The organism is Micromonospora sp. S-DT3-3-22 (assembly GCF_015354745.1).
Taxonomy (GTDB): Bacteria; Actinomycetota; Actinomycetes; order Mycobacteriales; family Micromonosporaceae; genus Micromonospora; species Micromonospora wenchangensis.
Window position 1 is genome coordinate 1 of the sequence record NZ_JACGMO010000021.1, and the last position, 17,695, is coordinate 17,695.

Annotated in this window: 20 protein-coding genes; 13 read left to right on the forward strand and 7 right to left on the reverse strand. The window is 73.3% G+C overall.

All coding sequences use genetic code 11. The annotated features are described in order from the left end of the window. On the reverse strand, nucleotides 1-657 hold a 657-nt coding region (locus tag H1A17_RS08660), incomplete at its 3' end, for an MFS transporter (protein WP_375372800.1). Nucleotides 658-706: 49 nt separating this feature from the next. On the opposite strand from H1A17_RS08660, the gene H1A17_RS08665 reads away from it, so the two are divergent. From H1A17_RS08665 to H1A17_RS08685, 5 genes are all read left to right on the forward strand, one after another. Next, a complete protein-coding gene (locus tag H1A17_RS08665) occupies nucleotides 707-1,390 on the forward strand; it encodes a FadR/GntR family transcriptional regulator (protein ID WP_145917395.1) in 684 nt (227 codons plus the stop codon). Nucleotides 1,391-1,429: 39 nt separating this feature from the next. Continuing rightward, nucleotides 1,430-1,900: a large conductance mechanosensitive channel protein MscL gene (gene mscL / locus H1A17_RS08670; protein ID WP_145917394.1), complete on the forward strand. Its 471-nt coding sequence runs from the start codon at nucleotides 1,430-1,432 to the stop codon at nucleotides 1,898-1,900. 80 nt (nucleotides 1,901-1,980) lie between these two features. Then, nucleotides 1,981-2,229 carry a hypothetical protein gene (locus tag H1A17_RS08675; protein ID WP_145917393.1) on the forward strand — a complete coding sequence of 83 codons (249 nt, stop codon included), beginning with the start codon at nucleotides 1,981-1,983 and terminating at the stop codon, nucleotides 2,227-2,229. A gap of 44 nt (nucleotides 2,230-2,273) precedes the next feature. After that, nucleotides 2,274-2,633: a hypothetical protein gene (locus H1A17_RS08680; RefSeq protein WP_145917392.1), complete on the forward strand. Its 360-nt coding sequence runs from the start codon at nucleotides 2,274-2,276 to the stop codon at nucleotides 2,631-2,633. A 474-nt stretch (nucleotides 2,634-3,107) separates the two neighbouring features. Then, nucleotides 3,108-3,359 (forward strand): hypothetical protein, encoded by a 252-nt coding sequence (locus H1A17_RS08685; protein ID WP_194821598.1) that lies wholly within the window; start codon nucleotides 3,108-3,110, stop codon nucleotides 3,357-3,359. 28 nt (nucleotides 3,360-3,387) lie between these two features. On the opposite strand, the gene H1A17_RS08690 is transcribed toward H1A17_RS08685, so the two are convergent. Further along, nucleotides 3,388-4,593 (reverse strand): benzoate/H(+) symporter BenE family transporter, encoded by a 1,206-nt coding sequence (locus tag H1A17_RS08690; RefSeq protein WP_145917389.1) that lies wholly within the window; start codon nucleotides 4,591-4,593, stop codon nucleotides 3,388-3,390. A 69-nt stretch (nucleotides 4,594-4,662) separates the two neighbouring features. On the opposite strand from H1A17_RS08690, the gene H1A17_RS08695 reads away from it, so the two are divergent. Beyond that, nucleotides 4,663-5,223: a helix-turn-helix domain-containing protein gene (locus H1A17_RS08695; RefSeq protein WP_145917388.1), complete on the forward strand. Its 561-nt coding sequence runs from the start codon at nucleotides 4,663-4,665 to the stop codon at nucleotides 5,221-5,223. Here H1A17_RS08695 and H1A17_RS08700 read toward each other — a convergent pair. Continuing rightward, nucleotides 5,208-6,242, reverse strand: a complete 1,035-nt coding sequence (locus tag H1A17_RS08700; RefSeq protein WP_145917387.1) for an AAA family ATPase — start codon at nucleotides 6,240-6,242, stop codon at nucleotides 5,208-5,210. The genes H1A17_RS08695 and H1A17_RS08700 overlap by 16 nt on opposite strands. 63 nt (nucleotides 6,243-6,305) lie before the next feature. Between H1A17_RS08700 and H1A17_RS08705 the strand changes: the two genes are divergently transcribed. From H1A17_RS08705 to H1A17_RS08715, 3 genes are all read left to right on the forward strand, one after another. Continuing rightward, on the forward strand, nucleotides 6,306-7,025 hold the full coding sequence (locus H1A17_RS08705) for a PP2C family serine/threonine-protein phosphatase (RefSeq protein WP_088642022.1): 720 nt from the start codon (nucleotides 6,306-6,308) through the stop codon (nucleotides 7,023-7,025). Between the two features lie 51 nt (nucleotides 7,026-7,076). After that, nucleotides 7,077-8,285, forward strand: coding sequence for an enhanced intracellular survival protein Eis (gene eis, locus H1A17_RS08710; RefSeq protein WP_145917386.1), 1,209 nt, complete (start codon nucleotides 7,077-7,079; stop codon nucleotides 8,283-8,285). Nucleotides 8,286-8,367: 82 nt separating this feature from the next. Beyond that, on the forward strand, nucleotides 8,368-8,700 hold the full coding sequence (locus H1A17_RS08715; RefSeq protein WP_228543174.1) for a hypothetical protein: 333 nt from the start codon (nucleotides 8,368-8,370) through the stop codon (nucleotides 8,698-8,700). 25 nt (nucleotides 8,701-8,725) lie between these two features. Here the strand turns inward: H1A17_RS08715 and H1A17_RS08720 are convergent, their stop codons facing one another. Both H1A17_RS08720 and H1A17_RS08725 read right to left on the reverse strand, forming a co-directional pair. Beyond that, nucleotides 8,726-9,808: an NAD-dependent epimerase/dehydratase family protein gene (locus H1A17_RS08720; protein WP_194821599.1), complete on the reverse strand. Its 1,083-nt coding sequence runs from the start codon at nucleotides 9,806-9,808 to the stop codon at nucleotides 8,726-8,728. Nucleotides 9,809-9,865: 57 nt separating this feature from the next. Then, the gene (locus H1A17_RS08725) at nucleotides 9,866-10,576 is read right to left on the reverse strand and encodes a hypothetical protein (RefSeq protein ID WP_145917384.1); all 711 of its coding nucleotides are present in this window, start codon (nucleotides 10,574-10,576) and stop codon (nucleotides 9,866-9,868) included. 534 nt (nucleotides 10,577-11,110) lie between these two features. Between H1A17_RS08725 and H1A17_RS08730 the strand changes: the two genes are divergently transcribed. The 4 genes from H1A17_RS08730 to H1A17_RS08745 are packed head-to-tail and all read left to right on the forward strand — an operon-like array spanning nucleotide 11,111 to nucleotide 14,881. Then, nucleotides 11,111-13,519 carry a nitrate- and nitrite sensing domain-containing protein gene (locus tag H1A17_RS08730; RefSeq protein WP_309236734.1) on the forward strand — a complete coding sequence of 803 codons (2,409 nt, stop codon included), beginning with the start codon at nucleotides 11,111-11,113 and terminating at the stop codon, nucleotides 13,517-13,519. After that, a complete protein-coding gene (locus tag H1A17_RS08735) occupies nucleotides 13,516-13,947 on the forward strand; it encodes a roadblock/LC7 domain-containing protein (RefSeq protein WP_145917383.1) in 432 nt (143 codons plus the stop codon). The genes H1A17_RS08730 and H1A17_RS08735 overlap by 4 nt, the downstream gene beginning before the upstream one ends. Beyond that, nucleotides 13,944-14,309, forward strand: coding sequence for a DUF742 domain-containing protein (locus H1A17_RS08740; protein WP_088642016.1), 366 nt, complete (start codon nucleotides 13,944-13,946; stop codon nucleotides 14,307-14,309). The genes H1A17_RS08735 and H1A17_RS08740 overlap by 4 nt, the downstream gene beginning before the upstream one ends. Nucleotides 14,310-14,326: 17 nt before the next feature. Beyond that, nucleotides 14,327-14,881: an ATP/GTP-binding protein gene (locus tag H1A17_RS08745; RefSeq protein WP_145917382.1), complete on the forward strand. Its 555-nt coding sequence runs from the start codon at nucleotides 14,327-14,329 to the stop codon at nucleotides 14,879-14,881. Nucleotides 14,882-14,945: 64 nt separating this feature from the next. On the opposite strand, the gene H1A17_RS34335 is transcribed toward H1A17_RS08745, so the two are convergent. Then, the gene (locus H1A17_RS34335; protein ID WP_240762539.1) at nucleotides 14,946-16,355 is read right to left on the reverse strand and encodes a tryptophanase; all 1,410 of its coding nucleotides are present in this window, start codon (nucleotides 16,353-16,355) and stop codon (nucleotides 14,946-14,948) included. Between the two features lie 21 nt (nucleotides 16,356-16,376). After that, nucleotides 16,377-17,567, reverse strand: coding sequence for a tryptophan dimethylallyltransferase family protein (locus H1A17_RS34340; RefSeq protein ID WP_309236735.1), 1,191 nt, complete (start codon nucleotides 17,565-17,567; stop codon nucleotides 16,377-16,379). Between the last annotated feature and the right edge of the window lie 128 nt (nucleotides 17,568-17,695).

Genomic DNA, 17,695 nt, shown 5'->3' on the forward strand with positions numbered 1-17,695 from the left:
GGTCGCGGCCCGTCGGGCGGCGCGCGCCCGCAGCGCCAGCGGCACCCACGGGAGTACGGCCACCGCCGCCAACGCCGCCCACACCCCGAGCCCGGCCCGCCAGGAGCCGAAGGCGTGCGCCACCGGCACGGCGGAGGCGGCGGCGACCGTGGTCCCCGTGGTCAGCGCCATCGTGTACGCCCCGGTGACCAGCCCGGTGCGGTGCGGGAAGTGCTGCTTGACCAGCATCGGCAGCAGGATGTTCGCCACCGCGATGCCGGCCAGGGCGAGCGCGCTGGTGAGCACGAAGACCGTCGCCGAGCCGGTGACGACGCGGAGCACCTGGCCGACGGTGAGCGCGAGCATCGCCACCACCAGCACCCGGGCCGCCGGCCAGCGCCGGATCAGCCACGGGGTGAGCGCGCCGAGACCGGCGAACGCGATGGTGGGCAGGGTGGTGACGAACCCGGCCATCGCACCGGAGAGACCGAGTCCGGTGCGTACCTCGTCGAGGAGCGCGCCGAGGCTGGTCACCGCGGCCCGCAGGTTGAGCGCGACCAGCAGCATCCCGACCAGCACCAGCGCACCACCGGTGACCGGCGACGGGGCGCGGTGGGCCGGCCGGTGGACGCCCGGTTCGGGTGACGCCTCGACGGCGGGAGCGGTTGGCGGGGTCATGACCTCGAACCTACAATCATGGGATGAATTTCGGCAGCTGGTGTAACCGGTGACACCGTCCGTCGATTCCCCGCCCGTGCCCCCGCGCGGTCAGCGGGTGCAGCAGACCATCGAGCAGCTCCGGGGACGGATCCTCGGCGGCGAGTGGCCGGTGGGCGGGCGCATCCCCACCGAGCCGCAGTTGGTGACGGCACTCGGGGTGGGGCGCAACACCGTCCGGGAGGCCGTCCGGGCACTGGTGCACGCCGGGGTGCTGGAGTGCCGGCAGGGCTCCGGGACGTACGTGGTGTCGACCGACGAACTGGCCCCGGTGGTGGCCCGCCGGCTCACCGACGACCGGATGGCCGAGGTGGTCGAGGTCCGCCGGGCGTTCGAGGTCGAGGCGGCCCGGTTGGCCGCGCTGCGGCGCACCCCGGAGGATCTGGCGGCGCTCGACGGCGCGCTCGCCGCCCGGGAGGCCGCCTGGCGGTCGGGTGGGGTCGCCGCGTTCGTGGAGGCGGACGTCGCGCTGCACATGGCGGTGGTCGCCGCCGCGCACAACGCCATGCTGGCCGAGCTGTACGCCTCGGTCGGCGCGGCGCTGCGCAGCACCGTCGCGCACGCCACCGGTGACACCCTGCACCCGCAGCGGCACGTCGACCACAGCCGGCTGGTGACGGCGATCCGGGACGGCGATCCCGGGCGGGCGGCGATCGAGGCCGGTGCTTTCCTGGAGTCCCCGTCCGGGGCATAGGTTGTCCCCGACGGAGAATCGGACGGCACAGGAGTACGGATGCTCAAGGGCTTCAAAGACTTCATCATGCGCGGCAACGTCGTCGACCTGGCGGTCGGTGTCGTCATCGGCGCCGCGTTCACGGGCGTGGTCACCCAGCTGACCAAGTCGTTCCTCGAACCACTGGTCCGGGTCTTCATCGTGCTGATCACCGGCCAGAAGGACGGCCTCAAAGGCTCGACCCCGGAATTCCGGGGCATCCCGTTCGACTGGGTGGCCTTCGTCAACGCGGCGATCACCTTCGCGCTGACGGCGGCGGCGCTGTACTTCCTGGTCGTCTACCCGATGAACCGGCTCGCCGAGCGGCGCAAGCGGGGCGAGGAGCCGCCGCCCGCCGCGCCGAGCGAGGAGGTCAAGCTGCTCACCGAGATCCGGGACGCGCTGCTCGCCGGCGGGCACGCCACCCCGGGGCAGCGCGGCGCGCTGGACGACGTGCTCGGCCGGCGTCCGGAGCCGCCCGCCCCGCGCTGACCCGACCGGCGCACATCGGCCCCTGCGGAATTCCCGCAGGGGCCGCATCTTGTCGTACACATGTTCGATAGAGTTCCGCCATGGAGCAGCGTAGGCACTGGTGGAACGGCAAATGGGGACGACTGGCCCGGCGGGACATCTTCCTCCGCGTCGACGCCGACCGGTGGCACGTCGAGCAGCGGGCCGGCGGCGCGGAGGGCGTCTCCCAGTTCTACGAGTACGGCAGCGCCGACGAGGCCGAGGAGACCGTCCGGGCCCTGCTGGAGGGGACGGACGCCTGGCGGGAGCTGTCCCCGCGCCCGCCCAGCGCCTGGGGGCCGGCGGTTTAGCGGTGGGTGGGGCAGGGAACCGCCCGGGGATGGAGCAGCAGGGCATGGCAGAGCAGGCGGTCATCTCCCGGATCACCACCGGCATGCGGGTGGTCGACACGGTCGGGGTCGAGATCGGCACCGTCGACCTCGTCCAGCGGGGCGATCCCAACGCGGTGACCGTGCAGGCGTCGACCGCCGATCCGGGCGGCAGCCTGGACGAGCTGATCGAGTCGGTGGCCGTCGAGGAGCCGGACGTCCCGGCCGACCTCGCCGCCCGCCTGCTGCGCACCGGCTACCTCAAGGTCTCCACCGAACTGGCCCGCACCGGCGCGGTGTACGTGCTGGCCGACCAGATCGCCACGGTCACCGACGACCAGGTACGCCTGCACGTCCCCGTCGGCGACCTGCCCCCGGAGGAGTAACCCACCCACCGCCCCCACACCCTCCCCGACCCGACAGCACGGGGGGGGTGACGGCCTGGTCGGCCGCGCCACAGCTTCGAGTGCCGACGTCCGTGCGGAGCCCCCGGGGGGCTTGCACCCATCTCGACAGCAGCGCTCCCGGGTGCCGCGATACCTGTTGCGCGCCCTTTCGAGCTGATGACGTCAACGAATCACGGCCAGGGACCCGGCATGCCTGGTTTGGCGGCACGCGCGACACCTCCAGCGGCACACACGGCACCTCCAGCGGCACGCGCGACACCTCCAGCGGCACACACGGCACCGTGCGGCACCGTGCGGGAACGCCGCGACACCGCGAACGGCCGCAGCGCGCCCGGTGCGGGTGCCCGCCACCGACCAACTTCTCTCTCCCCCGGCGAGGGCGCGTGCGGCGGTGAGCGGACAGTCAGGTGAGCCGTTGACGTCATCAGCTCGAAAGGGCCCGTAGTGATGTCCATGCCCGCCGCCCGCCTGCGCCTGCGCCTGCGCCTGCGCCTGCACGGACGTGACCACCGGCACCGGCCGGCAGAGCCGGGGTCCGTCCGCGGCTGGTGGGGCACGGGCGAGGCGGACCAGGAGATCGGACACGCCCCGGTGTTGCTCGACAGCCGGGAACACGCGTCGGAGTTCGCGGCGACCGTCGAGCAGTACGTGCCGGACCTGCGGTTACGGGTGGTGGCGGTCGACGTGACCGCCAGCGCCCCGTGACCGCCAGCCCATACGGCCGGACCGGTCGTCAGGGGACGGGGGTGGCGGCCGGGGTGGGCGTCCGACGGCGGAAGAGCAGCAGCATCAACCAGCCGGCGAGCAGCCCCCAGAACGCCCCACCCACGCCGAGCAGGCTCACCCCCGAGGCGGTGACCACGAAGGTGACCACCGCAGCTTCCCGGCTCCGGGGATCGGGAACGACCGACGGTGGGGTGGCGGAGAGGGCCGAGGTGAGGGCGCCGGCCAACGCGCCGAGCAGCGCGAGCCCGGCGACCGCCTCGATGAGCACCGGCGGGGAGAGCAGCACCAGCGTGGTCGCCGCGCCCGCACCGAGCCCGAGCAGCGCCAGGCCGATGCCGGCGGTGACCGAGGCGATCCAGCGCCGGTCCGGATCGGGGTGGGCGTCGGGGCCGGCGGCGAGGGCCGCGGTGATCGCGGCGAGGTTGACGGCGTGCCCGCCGGTGACGGCACCGAGCGCACTGGCCAGCCCGGTGGCGCGCAGCGCCGGGGCGAGCGGCGGCCGGTAGCCGAAGCCGCGCAGCACCGCCGTGCCGGGCACGTTCTGCGCGGCCATGGTGACCAGGAACAGGGGCAGCGCCAGGCCGACCACGGCGGGCAGGGTGAACGCCGGCACGGTCGGCGACACCACCGGCCGCAGGTCACCGGGGGTGACTCCCACGCCGGTAGTGGTCACGGCGATCGCCACCGCCGCCGCCACCAGCGCGGCCGGGACCGCCCACCGGGGGGCGAACCGGTGCAGCACCAGCCAGGTCAGGATCACCGGGGCGGCGAGGGCCGGCACCTCGACCAGCGCGCGTACCGGGGCGGTGCACAGCGGCAGCAGCACCCCGGCCAGCATCGCGGCCGCCACCGGGGCGGGGATCGCGGCCACCGCCCGACCCAGGGCGGGGAAGAGACCGGCGGTGACGATGAGCAGCCCGCACAGCACGAACGCACCCACGGCGGCGGGCCACCCGCCGGGGACCGGCCCGGTGGCGACCAGCAACGCCGCGCCCGGCGTGGACCAGGCGATGGCGATCGGCATCCGGTGCCGCAGGCCGAGCCAGGTCGCGCAGATCCCGGCGGCGACGCTCACCGTGAGCAGCCCGGAGGCGGCCTCCGCCTCGCTGGCGCCGACCGCCCGCAGCCCGGCGAGCACGACGGTGAACGAACTGGCGAAGCCGACCACGGCGGTCACCACGCCGGCCAGCACCGGTTGCAACCGATCCCCCACCACACTCCCCCTCACGCCCGGCCGCCATCGTTCCGTTTACGGAACGGCGGCGTGTAGCACCATAGCCGGATGACCCCGCCTCGCCCAGCCCGCCGGCCCGCGCTCGACGCCGACGCCGGGGCGGTCGGCCACCGGCTACGCGCGCTGCGGGTCGAACGCGGGGTCTCCCTCTCCACGCTGGCCCGCACCGCCGGGGTCGGGAAGGCCACCCTCTCGGCGCTGGAGAACGGCACCCGCAACCCCACCCTGGAGACGCTCTACGCGATCACCGCCCAGCTCGGCGTACCGCTGGCGGCCGTGCTCGCCGGGCCCGCCGCCACCCCGACCGTGCGGGGCGCCACGGTCGTCGCCACCCTGCTGGAGTCGTTCACCGACACCGACGCCAGTTACGAGCTGTACCGGCTGCTGGTCCGCCCCGGCGGGGAACAGGTCTCCCCCGCGCACCAGCCCGGGGTCACCGAACACGTCACGGTCTTCGCCGGGATGCTCCGCGCCGGCCCGGTCGACGCCCCGCTCACCGCCGCCGCCGGTGGTCACCTGCGCTGGACCTCCGACGTACCGCACGGCTACGCCGCCCTCGGCGACGAGGAGGTCGCCGCCAGCCTGCTGCTGCGCTACCCCCGCACCTGACCCGCGCCGGGCACCCGGTGCTGCACCGCCCAGAGCGCCGCCTCGGTACGCGACGCCGAGCCGGTCTTGCGCAGCAGGTTCGACACGTGCACGGTCACCGTCCGCACCGAGATGCCCAGTGCCCGCGCGGCCTGCTTGTTGGACATCCCGGCGACCAGGCAGCCCAGCACCTCGACCTCCCGGCCGGTCAGCTCGGCCTCGGGCGGGGCGGCGGCCCGGGGCGACGGCAGCCGCAGGTGCTCCGGCAACGGTTCCCGGACCAACGCGTCCGGCCCCCGGCCCGCGTGCACCGCCAGCAGCTCGGTGAGCGCGTACGGGTTGCCGCCGGTGCGCTGCCAGACACCGGCACAGACCCGCGCCGGAGGCGGGCTGTCGCCGTACACCTGGGTGAGGATCTCGGCCACCTCGGCGACGCCGAGCGGGCCGAGGTGCTGGCGCACCGCGCCGCGTACCCCGCAGAGGCGGGCCAGGACGCGGCGGGTGAGGTCCGGTGCCACCGCGTCGGCCGGCGGCCGGCTCGCCACCACCAGCAGCGCCGGCAACTGCGGCGCGGTGGCCAGCTCGACGACCAGGTTGAGGCTGGCCGGGTCGAGATCGTGCAGGTCCTCCACCACCAGCACGGCCGGGCCGGCACCCACCAGCAACCGGACGGTACGCACGGCGAGCCGGAGCAGCGTGCCGGGGGCGTACCGCTCACGCGGCGCGGTCGGATGCTGGGCCAACCAGGCGAGCGCGTCGGACGGCAGGTCGAGCGCGCCGACGTCGCGGACGCTGAGCACCGCCGCCAGCCAGTCGTAGGGGGCCGGATCGTGCACCCGCGCCGTCCCGGCGAGGATCGCCGCCGGTCGGGGGGAGAGACCCTCGACGGCCGCCGCGACCAGGCGGCTCTTGCCCACCCCGGCGGCTCCGGTGATGACCGTGACGGCGGGTGCCGAGCGGCCCGTCCCGGCCACGGTGGACCACGCCCGGTCGAGCTCGGCGAGCTCTCCGACGCGACCCACCATGGACACCGGGATCATTTCTCCCACCCTACGTACTAGTGCGTAGAGACGGAGGGAGGGTGTATCCGGCAAGCTTGTCCCATGACGCTGATCCTCCGCTCGGCCATCCTCAACGACGTCGGCCTGGTCCGCACCAACAACGAGGACTCAGCCCTCGCCGGTGAACGCCTGGTCGCGGTGGCGGACGGCATGGGTGGGCTCCCGGCCGGCGAGGTGGCCAGCGAGATCGTCATCCGCATCCTGGACGAGCTGGTCCCGCCCACCGGCACCGACGAGGCCGCCGAGGCGCTACGGGCCGTGGTCTCCACCGCCAACCGGCGCATCCGGGCGGCGATCTCCGCCGACCCGGCCCGCGAGGGCATGGGTACGACGCTGACCGCCGCCCTCCTCGCCGGGGACACCCTGGTCCTCGCGCAGGTCGGTGACTCCCGGTGCTACCTGCTGCGCGACGGGGAACTGACCCAGCTCACCCGGGACGACACCTTCGTCCAGGCGCTGGTCGACCAGGGGGCGCTCTCCCCCGACCAGGCCCGCCACCACCCGCAGCGTTCCCTGGTCACCCGGGCGGTGCAGGGGGCGGACGCGCCACCGGCGATCGGGGTGCTGACCGTGTTCGCCGGGGACCGGGTGCTGCTGTGCAGCGACGGGCTCTCCGACTACGTGGCCGACGAGGCGATCCATGGGGCGCTCGTCACCTACCAGGACCGCCGGCACTGCGGTGAGCAACTGGTGAAGCTGGCCCACCAGGCCGGCGCGCCGGACAACGTCACCGTGGTGGTCTCCGACGTGACCGAGGGCTGAACCCGGGCCGACCGGGTTGCGGCCGACCGCCGGCCGGGTTGGGATGGACGGATGCTCATCCGTCGCCTGGCCGCCGAGGAACGACTGACCACCAGCTTCCCGCTCCAGGCGTACGCCTTCGAGGCGACCCCGCTGAGCCGGGAACGGGTCGACGCGTTCCACCGCTACCTGCCGTACAACAAGGGCAACCGGACCCTGGTCGTCGAGGAGGGCGGCGAGGCGCGGGCCACCGCCAGCGCGGTGCCGATGCGGCAGAACCTGCGCGGCGCGGTGCTGCCGATGGCCGGGGTCGCCGGGATCGCCACCCACCCGCTGGCCCGCCGCCAGGGGTACGTCCGCGCCCTGCTCTGCCAACTCCTCGACGAGATGCGCGACGGCGGGCACCCGGTGACCGCGCTGTACCCGTTCCGGGCCAGCTTCTACGAGCGGTTCGGCTACGTGGGGCTGCCCCGGTCGCGTACCGTCCGGTTCTCCCCGGCCGACCTGGCCCCGCTGCTGCGGGCCACCCTGCCCGGCACGGTGGGCTGGCAACGGATCGGCGTCGGTTACCCGCACTACCGCTCGTTCACCGAGCGGTGCCTGCGGGAGCGGCACGGTTTCGCGATCTTCCCCGACTTCCGGGACGTGGGGCTGCGGGACCGGGACGACAGATGGCTGATCACCGCGACCATCGACGGCAGCGTGGTCGGTGCGCTCACCTACCGGATCGACGACCACGGTGGCGACCTGGTCGGCGACGACCTGCTCGCCACCGACCCGTACGCCCGCGCCCTGCTGTTGCAGTTCCTCGCCCGGCACGTCGACCAGGTGGAGCGGATCAGCCTCCGGGTCCCCGCCGACGACCTGCCCGAACTGTGGCTGACCGACCTGGCCGTGCACGTCGAGGCCCGGGTGTCCCGGCCCGGCTCGCCGGCGCCGATGGCCCGCCTGCTCAGCGTGGACGCCCTCGCCGGGCTGCCCGCCGGGCCGGGCCGGGTACGGGTGGACCTGGTCGACGACCGGTGGCTCGCCGGCACCCACCTGCTCGACGGTGTCGACGGGCGGTTGGCGTTGGCCCCCGGCGGCGGGTCGGCGGTGACCGCCGGTGGTCCGGTGCCGACGGCTACGCTCACCGCCGCCGGGTTGTCCGCGCTGGCCTACGGGGTGCTCGACCCGGCCGAGGTGCACATCCGGGGGCTGGGTGAGGTCGGCCCGGAGGCGGCGGACGAGTTGCGCCGGCTCTTTCCCCGGGCACTGCCCTACCTGTTCGCCGACTTCTGAGCGACCGGTCCCCGGCGGGGCCGCCGGGTCTGGTCGACGCGGTGCGGGGGCGGGTGTCCTGCTCTCCGCCGTCTCGTTCGAGTTGATCGCCGAGGCGCACGAGCAGGGTGGACTACTGCCGACCACGATCGGCGCGGCGGGCGGGGCGTTGGCGTACACGGGGGCCGACCTGCTCCTCTTCGGGCTCTGGACGGCGATCACCCTGGTCAGCGGGGTCGCCGCGCTGCTCGGCAACACCCTGTTGGGTGGCGCGCCGCCGGAGCTGCTGGCCACCATCACCGCGCTGGCCGCCGGGGCGATCCTCGCGATGATCACCGACACCATGGTCCCGGAGGCGTTCGAGGACGCCCACCTGCTGGTCGGCCTGATCACCGTCCTGGGCTTCCTGACCGCGTTCGCCCTCTCCCACGCCTGACGACCGGTCCCGCCGGTGGCGGCGGTCAGTAGGGGTCGCCCTGGCCGGGGACGCGGCCCCGGAGCAGGCCGGCGGGCCGGCCGGGCAGGTCGGCGACGCCGGACATCGGCGGGCCGGCGGTGTGCGCGCCGTCGGCCATCCCGGCGAACAGCTCCTTCAGCGCGGTCACCGCGTCGAGCCGTGGCTGCCAGCCGAGTTCGGTCTCGGCGCGGGCGCTGGACATCAGCGGCGCGGCGAGCCCCAGCTCGACCCAGCCCGCGTCCACCGGTTGCAGCCGCAGCCGCCAGGTCAGCGCGGCGGCGGCGCGCAGCACCGGGGCGGCCACCGGCACCGTCCAGCCCTTGAAGTGCCGGGCCACCAGCTCCGGGGTCAGCACCGGGTCCGCGGCGACGTTGAACGCGCCGCGCGCCTCACCGAGGACCGCCCGGGCGTACGCGTCGGCGACGTCGTCGGCGTGCACCGCCTGCATCCGCAGCCGCCGGTTGGCCGGGACGAACGGAATCCGCCCGTGCCGCAGCAGCCGCACCGGGGCCAGTGGCCCGAGGAAGTACCTGGTGATCTCGGTGCCGGCGTCCCGCTGGAAGATCAGTCCGGGGCGCAGCCGGACCACCCGCAGCCGTGGATGGGCGGCCTCGACGGTGTCCAGCATCGCCTCCACCTCGGCCTTGTCCCGGCTGTACGAGGAGCCGGGCACCCCGGTCGCCGGCCACCGCTCGCTGACCGGGTGGTCCTTCGGGCCGGGCGCGTAGGTGCCGACCGACGAGGCGTACACCAGGGCGGGCACCCCGGCCCGGACGGTGGCCGCGGTCACCGCGCGGCTGCCGCCGACGTTGGTCCGTTGCAGGGTGCGCTGGTCGTGGCTGGGCTGGATCTGCCAGGCCAGGTGCACCACCGCGTCGGCGCCCGCGACGATCGCGGTGAGCTGGTCGACCGCGCCCGGCGCGCCGATGTCGCAGGAGTGCCACCGCACCCCGGCGTAGGGCGCACCGGCGTCGGGGCCGGGCAGCCGACGGGCGACGCCGACCAGGTCGAGTCCCGGTTCCCGACCCAGCCGGCGCAGCACCGCCGTGCCCACGTTGCCGGTGGCCCCCACGATCACGATCCGCATGCCGGGTGCGGTACCCGCTGGGCCGTCCGCCAACCCCGCGCGAGGGCGGATCGTGGGTCAGCCGCCCGCCGGGGTACGGGCCGGGCCGTTGTCGACCAGCCGGAAGGTGCTGCGCAGCGGCGCGTCACCCAACTCTTCGAGGATCAGGCCCCGGCTGGGCGAGAACTGGAGGAACGCCGAGTCGTTGCTGATCGCGTACGCGCCACCGCCCTTGCTGACGATGGTGAACAGCTGCGCGGGTCGACGCTTGTCGCAGGCCGTCCCCTCGACGGTGAGCGGCTTGCCGTTGCCGGGGTTGAGCACCTGCCAGCAGGCCGGGTCGTCGTTGGCGGGGTGGCCGTCGCGCCGGCCGTACGCCTTGATCAGGTACTTGCCACCGCCGGCCGGCGTCGGGACGAACAGCTGGCGTCCGCTGTCGTCGTCGACCTCGACGAGCGCGCCACCGTCCAGGGCCACCCCGGACTCGGTCGCCTGCACCCGGACGATGGTGACCTCCCGCTTGCCGGACAGCACCCCGCCGGCACCGGCCGTGACCGACGGCTTCCCGGTGGGCCGGGACGGGCTCGCCGACGTCGACGCCGGGGGCTTGGTCGGGTCGGGTGCCGTCGTGGCGGTGGGCGTCACCGCGTCGGAGGGCGTCGCCGGTCCCGACGGCGTGGCGGTGGCCGACCCGGTGGCGGCGGGTGTCCCGCCCCCGTCCCCGCAGGCCACCAGCGCCCCGGAGCACGCCAGCACCGCGACCCCGGTGACCCACTTCAACTTCGACATCCCCTGCTCCTCCACCGGCGACCCCGCGCGGGTGCGCGGAGTGTCCTCTGCGCCCCACCCGGACGGTGAACGCGCCACAGCATCGAACTGGACGCCGGTGACCCCCCGGCGGTTTCCCCGTACCCGGGGGAACAGGAATCTATCTGCGCCGCCGTACGCCGGGGCCGGCGGCCGGCCGGGCCGCGCCGGGGTCGGCCCCGGAGCCCGCGTCCACAGTGACCCGCGTCACGTCAATGCCGTGATTTCCATCGACCGTGGCCCCTGCCAAATGGCTGACCAGTGCGAATAGCGCGACCGTCCACTGTCGTCGAATCGTGGGCGGGTACGGGTCCGGATAGACGGTAGGGTTGGCACACATCGGCGTCGACCAGTGGCGTAGGACCGCCGCTGTCTATGGCTTGACCAGGATTGGATACGACGACTTTGGCGCACAAACAGGCCGACCGCGAAGAACCGCGCCGCGCCTCAGACGACCAGGCCGCACCGACGACACCGGGTCGCCGCGCCGGTCGACCGCAGTCGATCAAACGACGCGTGATCAGGCTGGTGCTCATTCCCAGCGTCGTCGCCCTGGTGGTCTGGCTCGTCGCCTCCGGCTATCTCATCTTCCAGGGTTTCTACAACCGCCAGGTCGCGAACAGCGTCCGGCAGGTGTCGATCCCGGCGGTCTCCGCGTTGTCCTCGATCCAGCAGGAACGGCGGCTGAGCGTCAGCTACCTCACCCAGCCGTCGCGGGATCTGAGCCGGCTCATCGAGCAGCGGCAGCAGACCGACCAGCGGGTGGCCGCCCTGCGCCCCGTCGCCGACTCCGCGCTGGCCGGCGCCCCGGACTCGATCGTGACCCGGTGGGGGACGCTGGCCGGCCTGCTCGACGAATTGCCGTCCGTGCGGAGCACCATCGATTCCCGGTCGGCCAACGGGACGGGTGTCTACGATTTCTACAACCGCCTGCTCGACGCCGCGACCGACCTCTTCGACACCCAGGCGAGAATCGTTCCCGACGTCACCGCAGCCCAGGGCGGCATCGCGGCGACCGAGGCTTTCCGCGCCAGTGACCTGATGTCCCGGGCCGGTTCCACCATTGACGGCGCTTTCGGTGCCCGCACCCTCAGCCCGCAGGACCATCTCGACTTCACCAACCTGGTCGGGGCCTATCACGCCGACCTCGCCAACGTGGCCCCGCACCTCGAACCGGAGGCCCGGGAACGCTTTGCCGCGATCACCGCCAGCGACTCCTGGAAAGAACTCGTCGCGGCGGAAAACGCCCTGGTCAGCAATGGGCCGTGGCGTTCCGGTACCCCGCGCACTCTGTCGTTCAACCGGGCCCGGTGGGAGGCCCTCACCCGGCAGGTGTCCGACGATCTGATCAACCTGACCGTGGTGCAGGCCGACACGGTCTCGGCGCGCACCCTGCGCACCGGCAACACCCAGCTGCTCACCGCCTCGCTGGGCAGTCTGGTCGCCCTGCTCGTCGTCATCGCCGCGATCATCTGGGCGATCCGGCAGTCGCAGATCCTGGTGGACCGGGCGCTGTCGGTCCGCCTCGCCCAGCTCGGCCGGGACGCCGAGGCGGTGGTCGACCAGCAACTGCCGGCGATGATGGACCGGCTGCGCCGCCGGGAGCGGGTGGACCTCGCCACCGAGCTGCCCCTGCCGGACTACGGCAGCGACGAGATCGGCCGGGTGGCCGAGGTGATCAACCGGTCGTTGCAGGCGGCGGCGGGTGCCGCGGTCGACGAGGCGAAGACCCGGGCGGCGGGTATCGCGATGCTGATGGGTGTGGCCCGCCGCCCGCAGCGCCCCCTGCAACGTGGCCTGAAGGTCATCGAGGACCTGCAGAACCGGATCGGCGACGAGAAGCTGCTGGCGGAACTGTTCGACATCAACCACCAGCTCACCCAGACCCGCCGCTTCCTGGAGAACCTCGTCATCCTGGCCGGCGGTCAGATCGGCCGCCGCTTCCAGAACCCGGTGCCGGTACGCCGGGTGCTGCTGGCGGCCTTCGCGGAGGCCCAGCAGTACCAGCGGATCACCCTGCGCAGCGCGCCGGACGTGGCGATCGCCGGCCCGGCGGTGGCCGGCACCGTCCACCTGATCGCCGAGCTGCTGGACAACGCGCTGGCGTTCTCACCGCCCGAGACCACGGTCTGGGTGACCTGCATCGAGGTCAAGCGCGGCATCGCGGTGGAGATCGAGGACGCCGGCGTGGGGATGCGGGCGGACGCGTTGGAGCGGGCGAACGAACTGCTCGCCACCGCGCCCACCCCGGACGTGACGGCGCTGAAGGACGGCGCGCAGGTCGGCCTGCACGTGGTGGCGGAGCTGGCCAAGCGGGACGGCGTCCAGGTGAGCCTGCGCGCGTCGGCGTACGGCGGTCTGCTGGCGATCGTGCTGCTGCCCGACCGGGTGATCGTCACCGAGCCGTACGCCGCCGATCTGGACCGTACCGACCCCGGTGTCCTTCCGCTCGGCACCGTCGCCACGGCGATGTCGCGCCCCGGCGTCGGCGCGGTGCTGCCGGTCGGTGGCGGTCGGCGGGAGCTGCACCCCGCCGCCGGGGCCCGACCCACCGCCGTGACGACCACGGCAGCGGGCGGTGCCGTGCAGGCGCCGGCCGATCCCACCGGGGAGCGACGCTCCGACCGCATCGGGGGCATCATGACCGAAGTTCCGGCGCAGCGTGGCGCGGTCCGCAGCGGTTCGTCCGGCCCGCAGGTCGCCGACCGGCCGCCCCTGCCGCACCGCCGGCCGCAGCAGCACCTCGCTCCCGAGTTGCGCGACGACGGTCCAGCCGGGCAGAAGCCCGACGCCACGCCGGCTCCCGCCCGGTCACCCGAGGAGGCCCGGGACCGGTTCAGCAGGTACCAGAAGGCCTGGGCCGCCGGCCGGGCGGCGAAAAACGGGGACTCCGCCAGCAGAGACGACCAAGGCAGGAACGTATGACCCACTCGGCATCGCAGAACGATCTGACCTGGATCCTCGACGATCTGGTGGAGGTCCCTGACGTGGTCTACGCGGTTGTCCTGTCCACCGACGGGCTGATCGTGCAGAAATCCACGTCGCTCCCGCAGGACGCCGGGGAACTGTTGGCCGCCGGCGCGTCGTCCCTGCACAGCATCGCCGCGGGGATGGGCCGCCGGTTCGACAGCGGCCCGGTCCAACAGGTCATCATCGAGTACGAGGGACGGACGCTGTTCGTCGCCGCCGCCGGCCAGAACGCGCGGTTGGCGGTGCTCTGCGAACAGTCCGTCGACATGGGCACCGTCGCGTACGAGATGAGCCGTCTGGTGACCCGCATCGGTGACTATCTCGGCTCCGAGGCCCGCCTAGACGGCGCGTTGCTCGCCGACCGACCCGGGTCGAAACCATGAGTCACGACGTGTGGGACGGCGACGACGAGGCGGAGGCCGGCCGGCTGGTGCCGTTGTACATCCTCGTCAACGGGCGGACGAGCCCCCGCAACACCAGCCTGGACCTGGCCACCCAGGTCATCGCCCTGCCGGCCGACCAGACCCGGCTGGAGCTGGAGTACCGGGAGATCCTGCACCAGTGCACGGGGTGGATCTCCATCGCCGAGATCGGCGCCTACCTGCACCGGCCGCTCGCCATCACCAAGGTGATGGTCGACGTGCTCCACGAGCAGGGGTTTCTGGACATCGGCTCGCCGGCACAGGAGAAGATCGCCGACCGGTGGCTGCTGGAGACGGTTCTCGCCGGCCTCCAGCGGATATAGAAGAGGGACTGATACACGTGGATCGGAAATCGGTGAAGGTCGTCGTGGCGGGCGGCTTCGGAACCGGCAAGACCACCCTGGTCGGGTCGGTCAGCGAGATTCCGCCACTGGTCACCGAGGAGGTCCTCACCCAGGCCAGCATCGGGGTGGACGACATCACCGGCGTGGAGGGCAAGTCCAGCACGACCGTCGCCCTGGACTTCGGGCGGATCACCATCAGCAACGACGTCGTGCTCTACCTGTTCGGCACCCCGGGGCAGGACCGGTTCTGGTTCATCTGGGACGAGTTGGCCCAGGGCGCGGTGGGGGCGATCGTGCTGGTCGACACCCGGCGGCTCGGCACCAGTTTCCCGGCCGTCGACTACTTCGAGCGGCGGGGCATCCCGTTCGTCGCCGCCGTCAACCGCTTCTTCGGTGAGTGCCCCTACACCGAGGAGGAGATCCGCGCCGCGCTGGAGCTGGACGAGACCGTGCCGCTGCTGTGGTGCGACGCCCGGGACCGGGCCTCCAGCAAGCAGGCGCTGATCGAGCTGGTCCGGCACGCGCTGGCCCGGCTGCCCGCCACCGCCTGAGCGACGCGACTGAGCCCGCCCCGCCGGCTCCGGCCGTAGCCGACCGGAGCCGGGCGTACCGGGCTCAGTCGGTGCCGCCGCCCGGCGTCGGGAGCTGCGCCAACCGCACCTTGAAGTGGCGGAGCAGGGGCGGCGACGAGACCACCCGGTAGCCGGGGACCCGTCCGGGTTCCTTGGCGATGTCGGCGAGCACGGCGGCCACGTACTCGAAGTGGGTGTCGGTGTAGACGCGGCGCGGGATGGCCAGGCGCACCAGTTCGAAGGGGGCCGGGGTCACCAGCCGGTGCCGGTCGTCCATCCCGCCGAGGTAGAGCGAACCCAGCTCGGCGCAGCGGATGCCCCCGTCGAGGTAGAGCTGGCAGCCGAGTGCGTGCCCGGGGAACTGCGCCGGGGACAGGTGGGGCAGCAACCGGCCGGCGTTGAGGTAGAGGGCGTGGATGCCGGCGGGCTGCACGGTGTCCACCCCGGCCTCGTTGACCAGCCGGGCCAGCCGGGCGGTGGAGGCGGCCCGCGCCCGCAGGTAGGCGGGGTCGACCACCTCGCGCAGCCCCTGGGCGAGCCGTTCGAGGTCGTGGCCGGCCAGCCCGCCGTAGGTGGAGAACCCTTCGGTGGCGATCAGGTTGGCCTCGCACCTGGCGAACAGGTCGTCGTCGCGCAACCCGATGAGCCCGCCGATGGCCGACAGGCCGTCCTTCTTGAGGCTCACCACGCAACCGTCGGCCAGCCCGAAGGCGTGGGTGGCGATCTGCCGGGGCGTCCAGTCCCGGTAGCCGGGCTCGCGCTGCCCGACCAGCCAGGCGTTCTCGGCGAACCGCGCCGCGTCCAGGAAGAACGGCACGCCGTGCGTGCGGCACAGGTCGCGGACGGCGGTGAGGTTGGCCATCGAGACCGGTTGCCCGCCGAGGCCGTTGTTGGTGATCGTGATGAGGACCAGCCCGACCCGGTCCCGTTCCGGCCCGGTGAGCGTGGCGGCCAACGCGTCGAGGTCGATGTCGCCCTTGAACGGCTCCGCGCTGTCGAGATCGAACGCGGCCGGGCAGGGCAGGTCCCGGGCTTCCGCGCCGGCCAGCGTGACGTTGGCCCGGGTGGTGTCGAAGTGGGTGTTGCTGAGGCAGAGCTGACCGGGTGCGAGCAGGCTGGTGAACAGCACCCGTTCGCCGGCCCGCCCCTGGTGCACGGGGAGCAGGTGCGGGTAGCCGGTGAGGTCGCGTACCTCGTCGCGGAACCGGAACCAGGAGCGCGCCCCGGCGTAGGACTCGTCGCCGAGCGCGGCGGCGGCCTCCTGCGCGGCCGAGGTGGCCCCGGTGCCGGAGTCCGACAGCAGGTCGATGGTGATCTGGTCGGCGCGCAGCTCGAACGGGTTGTATCCGGCGTCCGCGAGGGCCTCCCGCCGCTCCTGCGGGTCGAGGAAGGGGATCGGTTCGACCACCTTGATCCGGTACGGGGGCAACATCTCGTAGGCGTCGACGGCCACTACTCGCTCCTCGATGGACAGTCAGGGGTGTCCCGCGCCGGCCCGGCCGGTCGGGGTCGCCAGCGCCGTGCGGTCGACGGTCACCGGGCGGCGTACCGGCGGGGTCACCTGGTACGCCTCGGCGGACAGGTAGACGGTCACCCCCGGTCGGGGGGCGCCCAGCCGCAACGACAGGTGCGGGATCAGCCCGACGCCGTCGCGCAGCGGCCGTCGGGCCACCGCGGCGAGCGCCCGGTCCAGCACCGTGCGGCCGAAGCCGTACCGGTCCAGGACCGCCACCACCCGGTCGTACGCCTCCTCGTCGTCGTCGACGTAGCCCCGGATCGGCACGTAGAGGCTGTAGCCGACCGGCCGGTCCGCCCCCTCGACGAGGGTGTAGCTGCCCACCAGCGGAAGACCGGTGAACCGGGTCCGGCCGCCACCGGCCAGCGTGGCGAACTCGGCGAGCCGGGTGGTGTCCACGCCGTCGGCCACCCCGGCCGCCCGGAGGACGTCGGGCACCCCGGCGTCGTGGTGGGTCAGGTAGACCTTGACCCGGGCCTGCGCGTCGTCGTGCAGGTCGAGGGCGAAGAACGTCAGCCGGTCCTGGTGGCCCAGTTCGCCCGGCCGGATGCCGTGGTCGAGCATCGCCCGGTAGGACCGGCCCAGGCCGAGCCGGTGCAGCGCCTCGGAGATCAGGCCCGGCGCCCGGTCGACCCCCCGGAGTTCCGGGTTGAGATAGACCTTGAACTCGGGTCGCCGGCCGCTGCGGAACACCAGTGAGCACCAGAGCGCGAAGGCGCCCTGCGGGTCGTCGGTGGTGAACAGGTCGCGTACCGAATCCAGCCGGGACGTGGACAGGCCGGCACGGTGCGCCTGGGTGTCGAGGAACCGCTGGGTGGCGAGCATGTTGGTCGACCGGCCGGGTGGCGCACCCAGCGTCTCGCCGAGAATCCGTACGGTCGGCGGTTCGGTGGCGCTGAACGCGATGGAGAACTCCACCGGAGTGTGGTCGTCCGCGACATTGGACGGCCAGCGCGGCGGGGCCGACAACGGCTGTGCGCCGGCTGGTCCGAGCAGGCTTTCCAGCAGTTCCGACGGCTCTGCCGTACCGATTCCGCCCGCCTCGCACAAGCGCCGTAGCTGGTCGCCCAGACGATCGGAAAGGGACACCTCGTCCATCGATTCTCTCTCCCGATCAGGCTGACGACCAAAAGAGACCTTAAGAAGCATTTCACGACAAGGTCAAGATTGATCACAACTTGCAATGACATAACGGGAGCGAGACCGGCAAATCACCTCCGGCAATTACCCAGAGTCGTGTACAGGATACGTCACATGGAGTTGACGACCGCCCGGGG

Bases quoted from the DNA above. Each gene is read 5' to 3' on its own strand.
- mscL (WP_145917394.1), top strand. From the start codon at position 1,430: ATGCTCAAGGGCTTCAAAGACTTCATCATGCGCGGCAACGTCGTCGAC.
- H1A17_RS08675 (WP_145917393.1), top strand. From the start codon at position 1,981: ATGGAGCAGCGTAGGCACTGGTGGAACGGCAAATGGGGACGACTGGCC.
- H1A17_RS08680 (WP_145917392.1), top strand. From the start codon at position 2,274: ATGGCAGAGCAGGCGGTCATCTCCCGGATCACCACCGGCATGCGGGTG.
- H1A17_RS08685 (WP_194821598.1), top strand. From the start codon at position 3,108: ATGCCCGCCGCCCGCCTGCGCCTGCGCCTGCGCCTGCGCCTGCACGGA.
- H1A17_RS08695 (WP_145917388.1), top strand. From the start codon at position 4,663: ATGACCCCGCCTCGCCCAGCCCGCCGGCCCGCGCTCGACGCCGACGCC.
- H1A17_RS08700 (WP_145917387.1), bottom strand. From the start codon at position 6,242: ATGATCCCGGTGTCCATGGTGGGTCGCGTCGGAGAGCTCGCCGAGCTC.
- H1A17_RS08705 (WP_088642022.1), top strand. From the start codon at position 6,306: ATGACGCTGATCCTCCGCTCGGCCATCCTCAACGACGTCGGCCTGGTC.
- eis (WP_145917386.1), top strand. From the start codon at position 7,077: ATGCTCATCCGTCGCCTGGCCGCCGAGGAACGACTGACCACCAGCTTC.
- H1A17_RS08720 (WP_194821599.1), bottom strand. From the start codon at position 9,808: ATGCGGATCGTGATCGTGGGGGCCACCGGCAACGTGGGCACGGCGGTG.
- H1A17_RS08725 (WP_145917384.1), bottom strand. From the start codon at position 10,576: ATGTCGAAGTTGAAGTGGGTCACCGGGGTCGCGGTGCTGGCGTGCTCC.
- H1A17_RS08735 (WP_145917383.1), top strand. From the start codon at position 13,516: ATGACCCACTCGGCATCGCAGAACGATCTGACCTGGATCCTCGACGAT.
- H1A17_RS08740 (WP_088642016.1), top strand. From the start codon at position 13,944: ATGAGTCACGACGTGTGGGACGGCGACGACGAGGCGGAGGCCGGCCGG.
- H1A17_RS34340 (WP_309236735.1), bottom strand. From the start codon at position 17,567: ATGCTTCTTAAGGTCTCTTTTGGTCGTCAGCCTGATCGGGAGAGAGAA.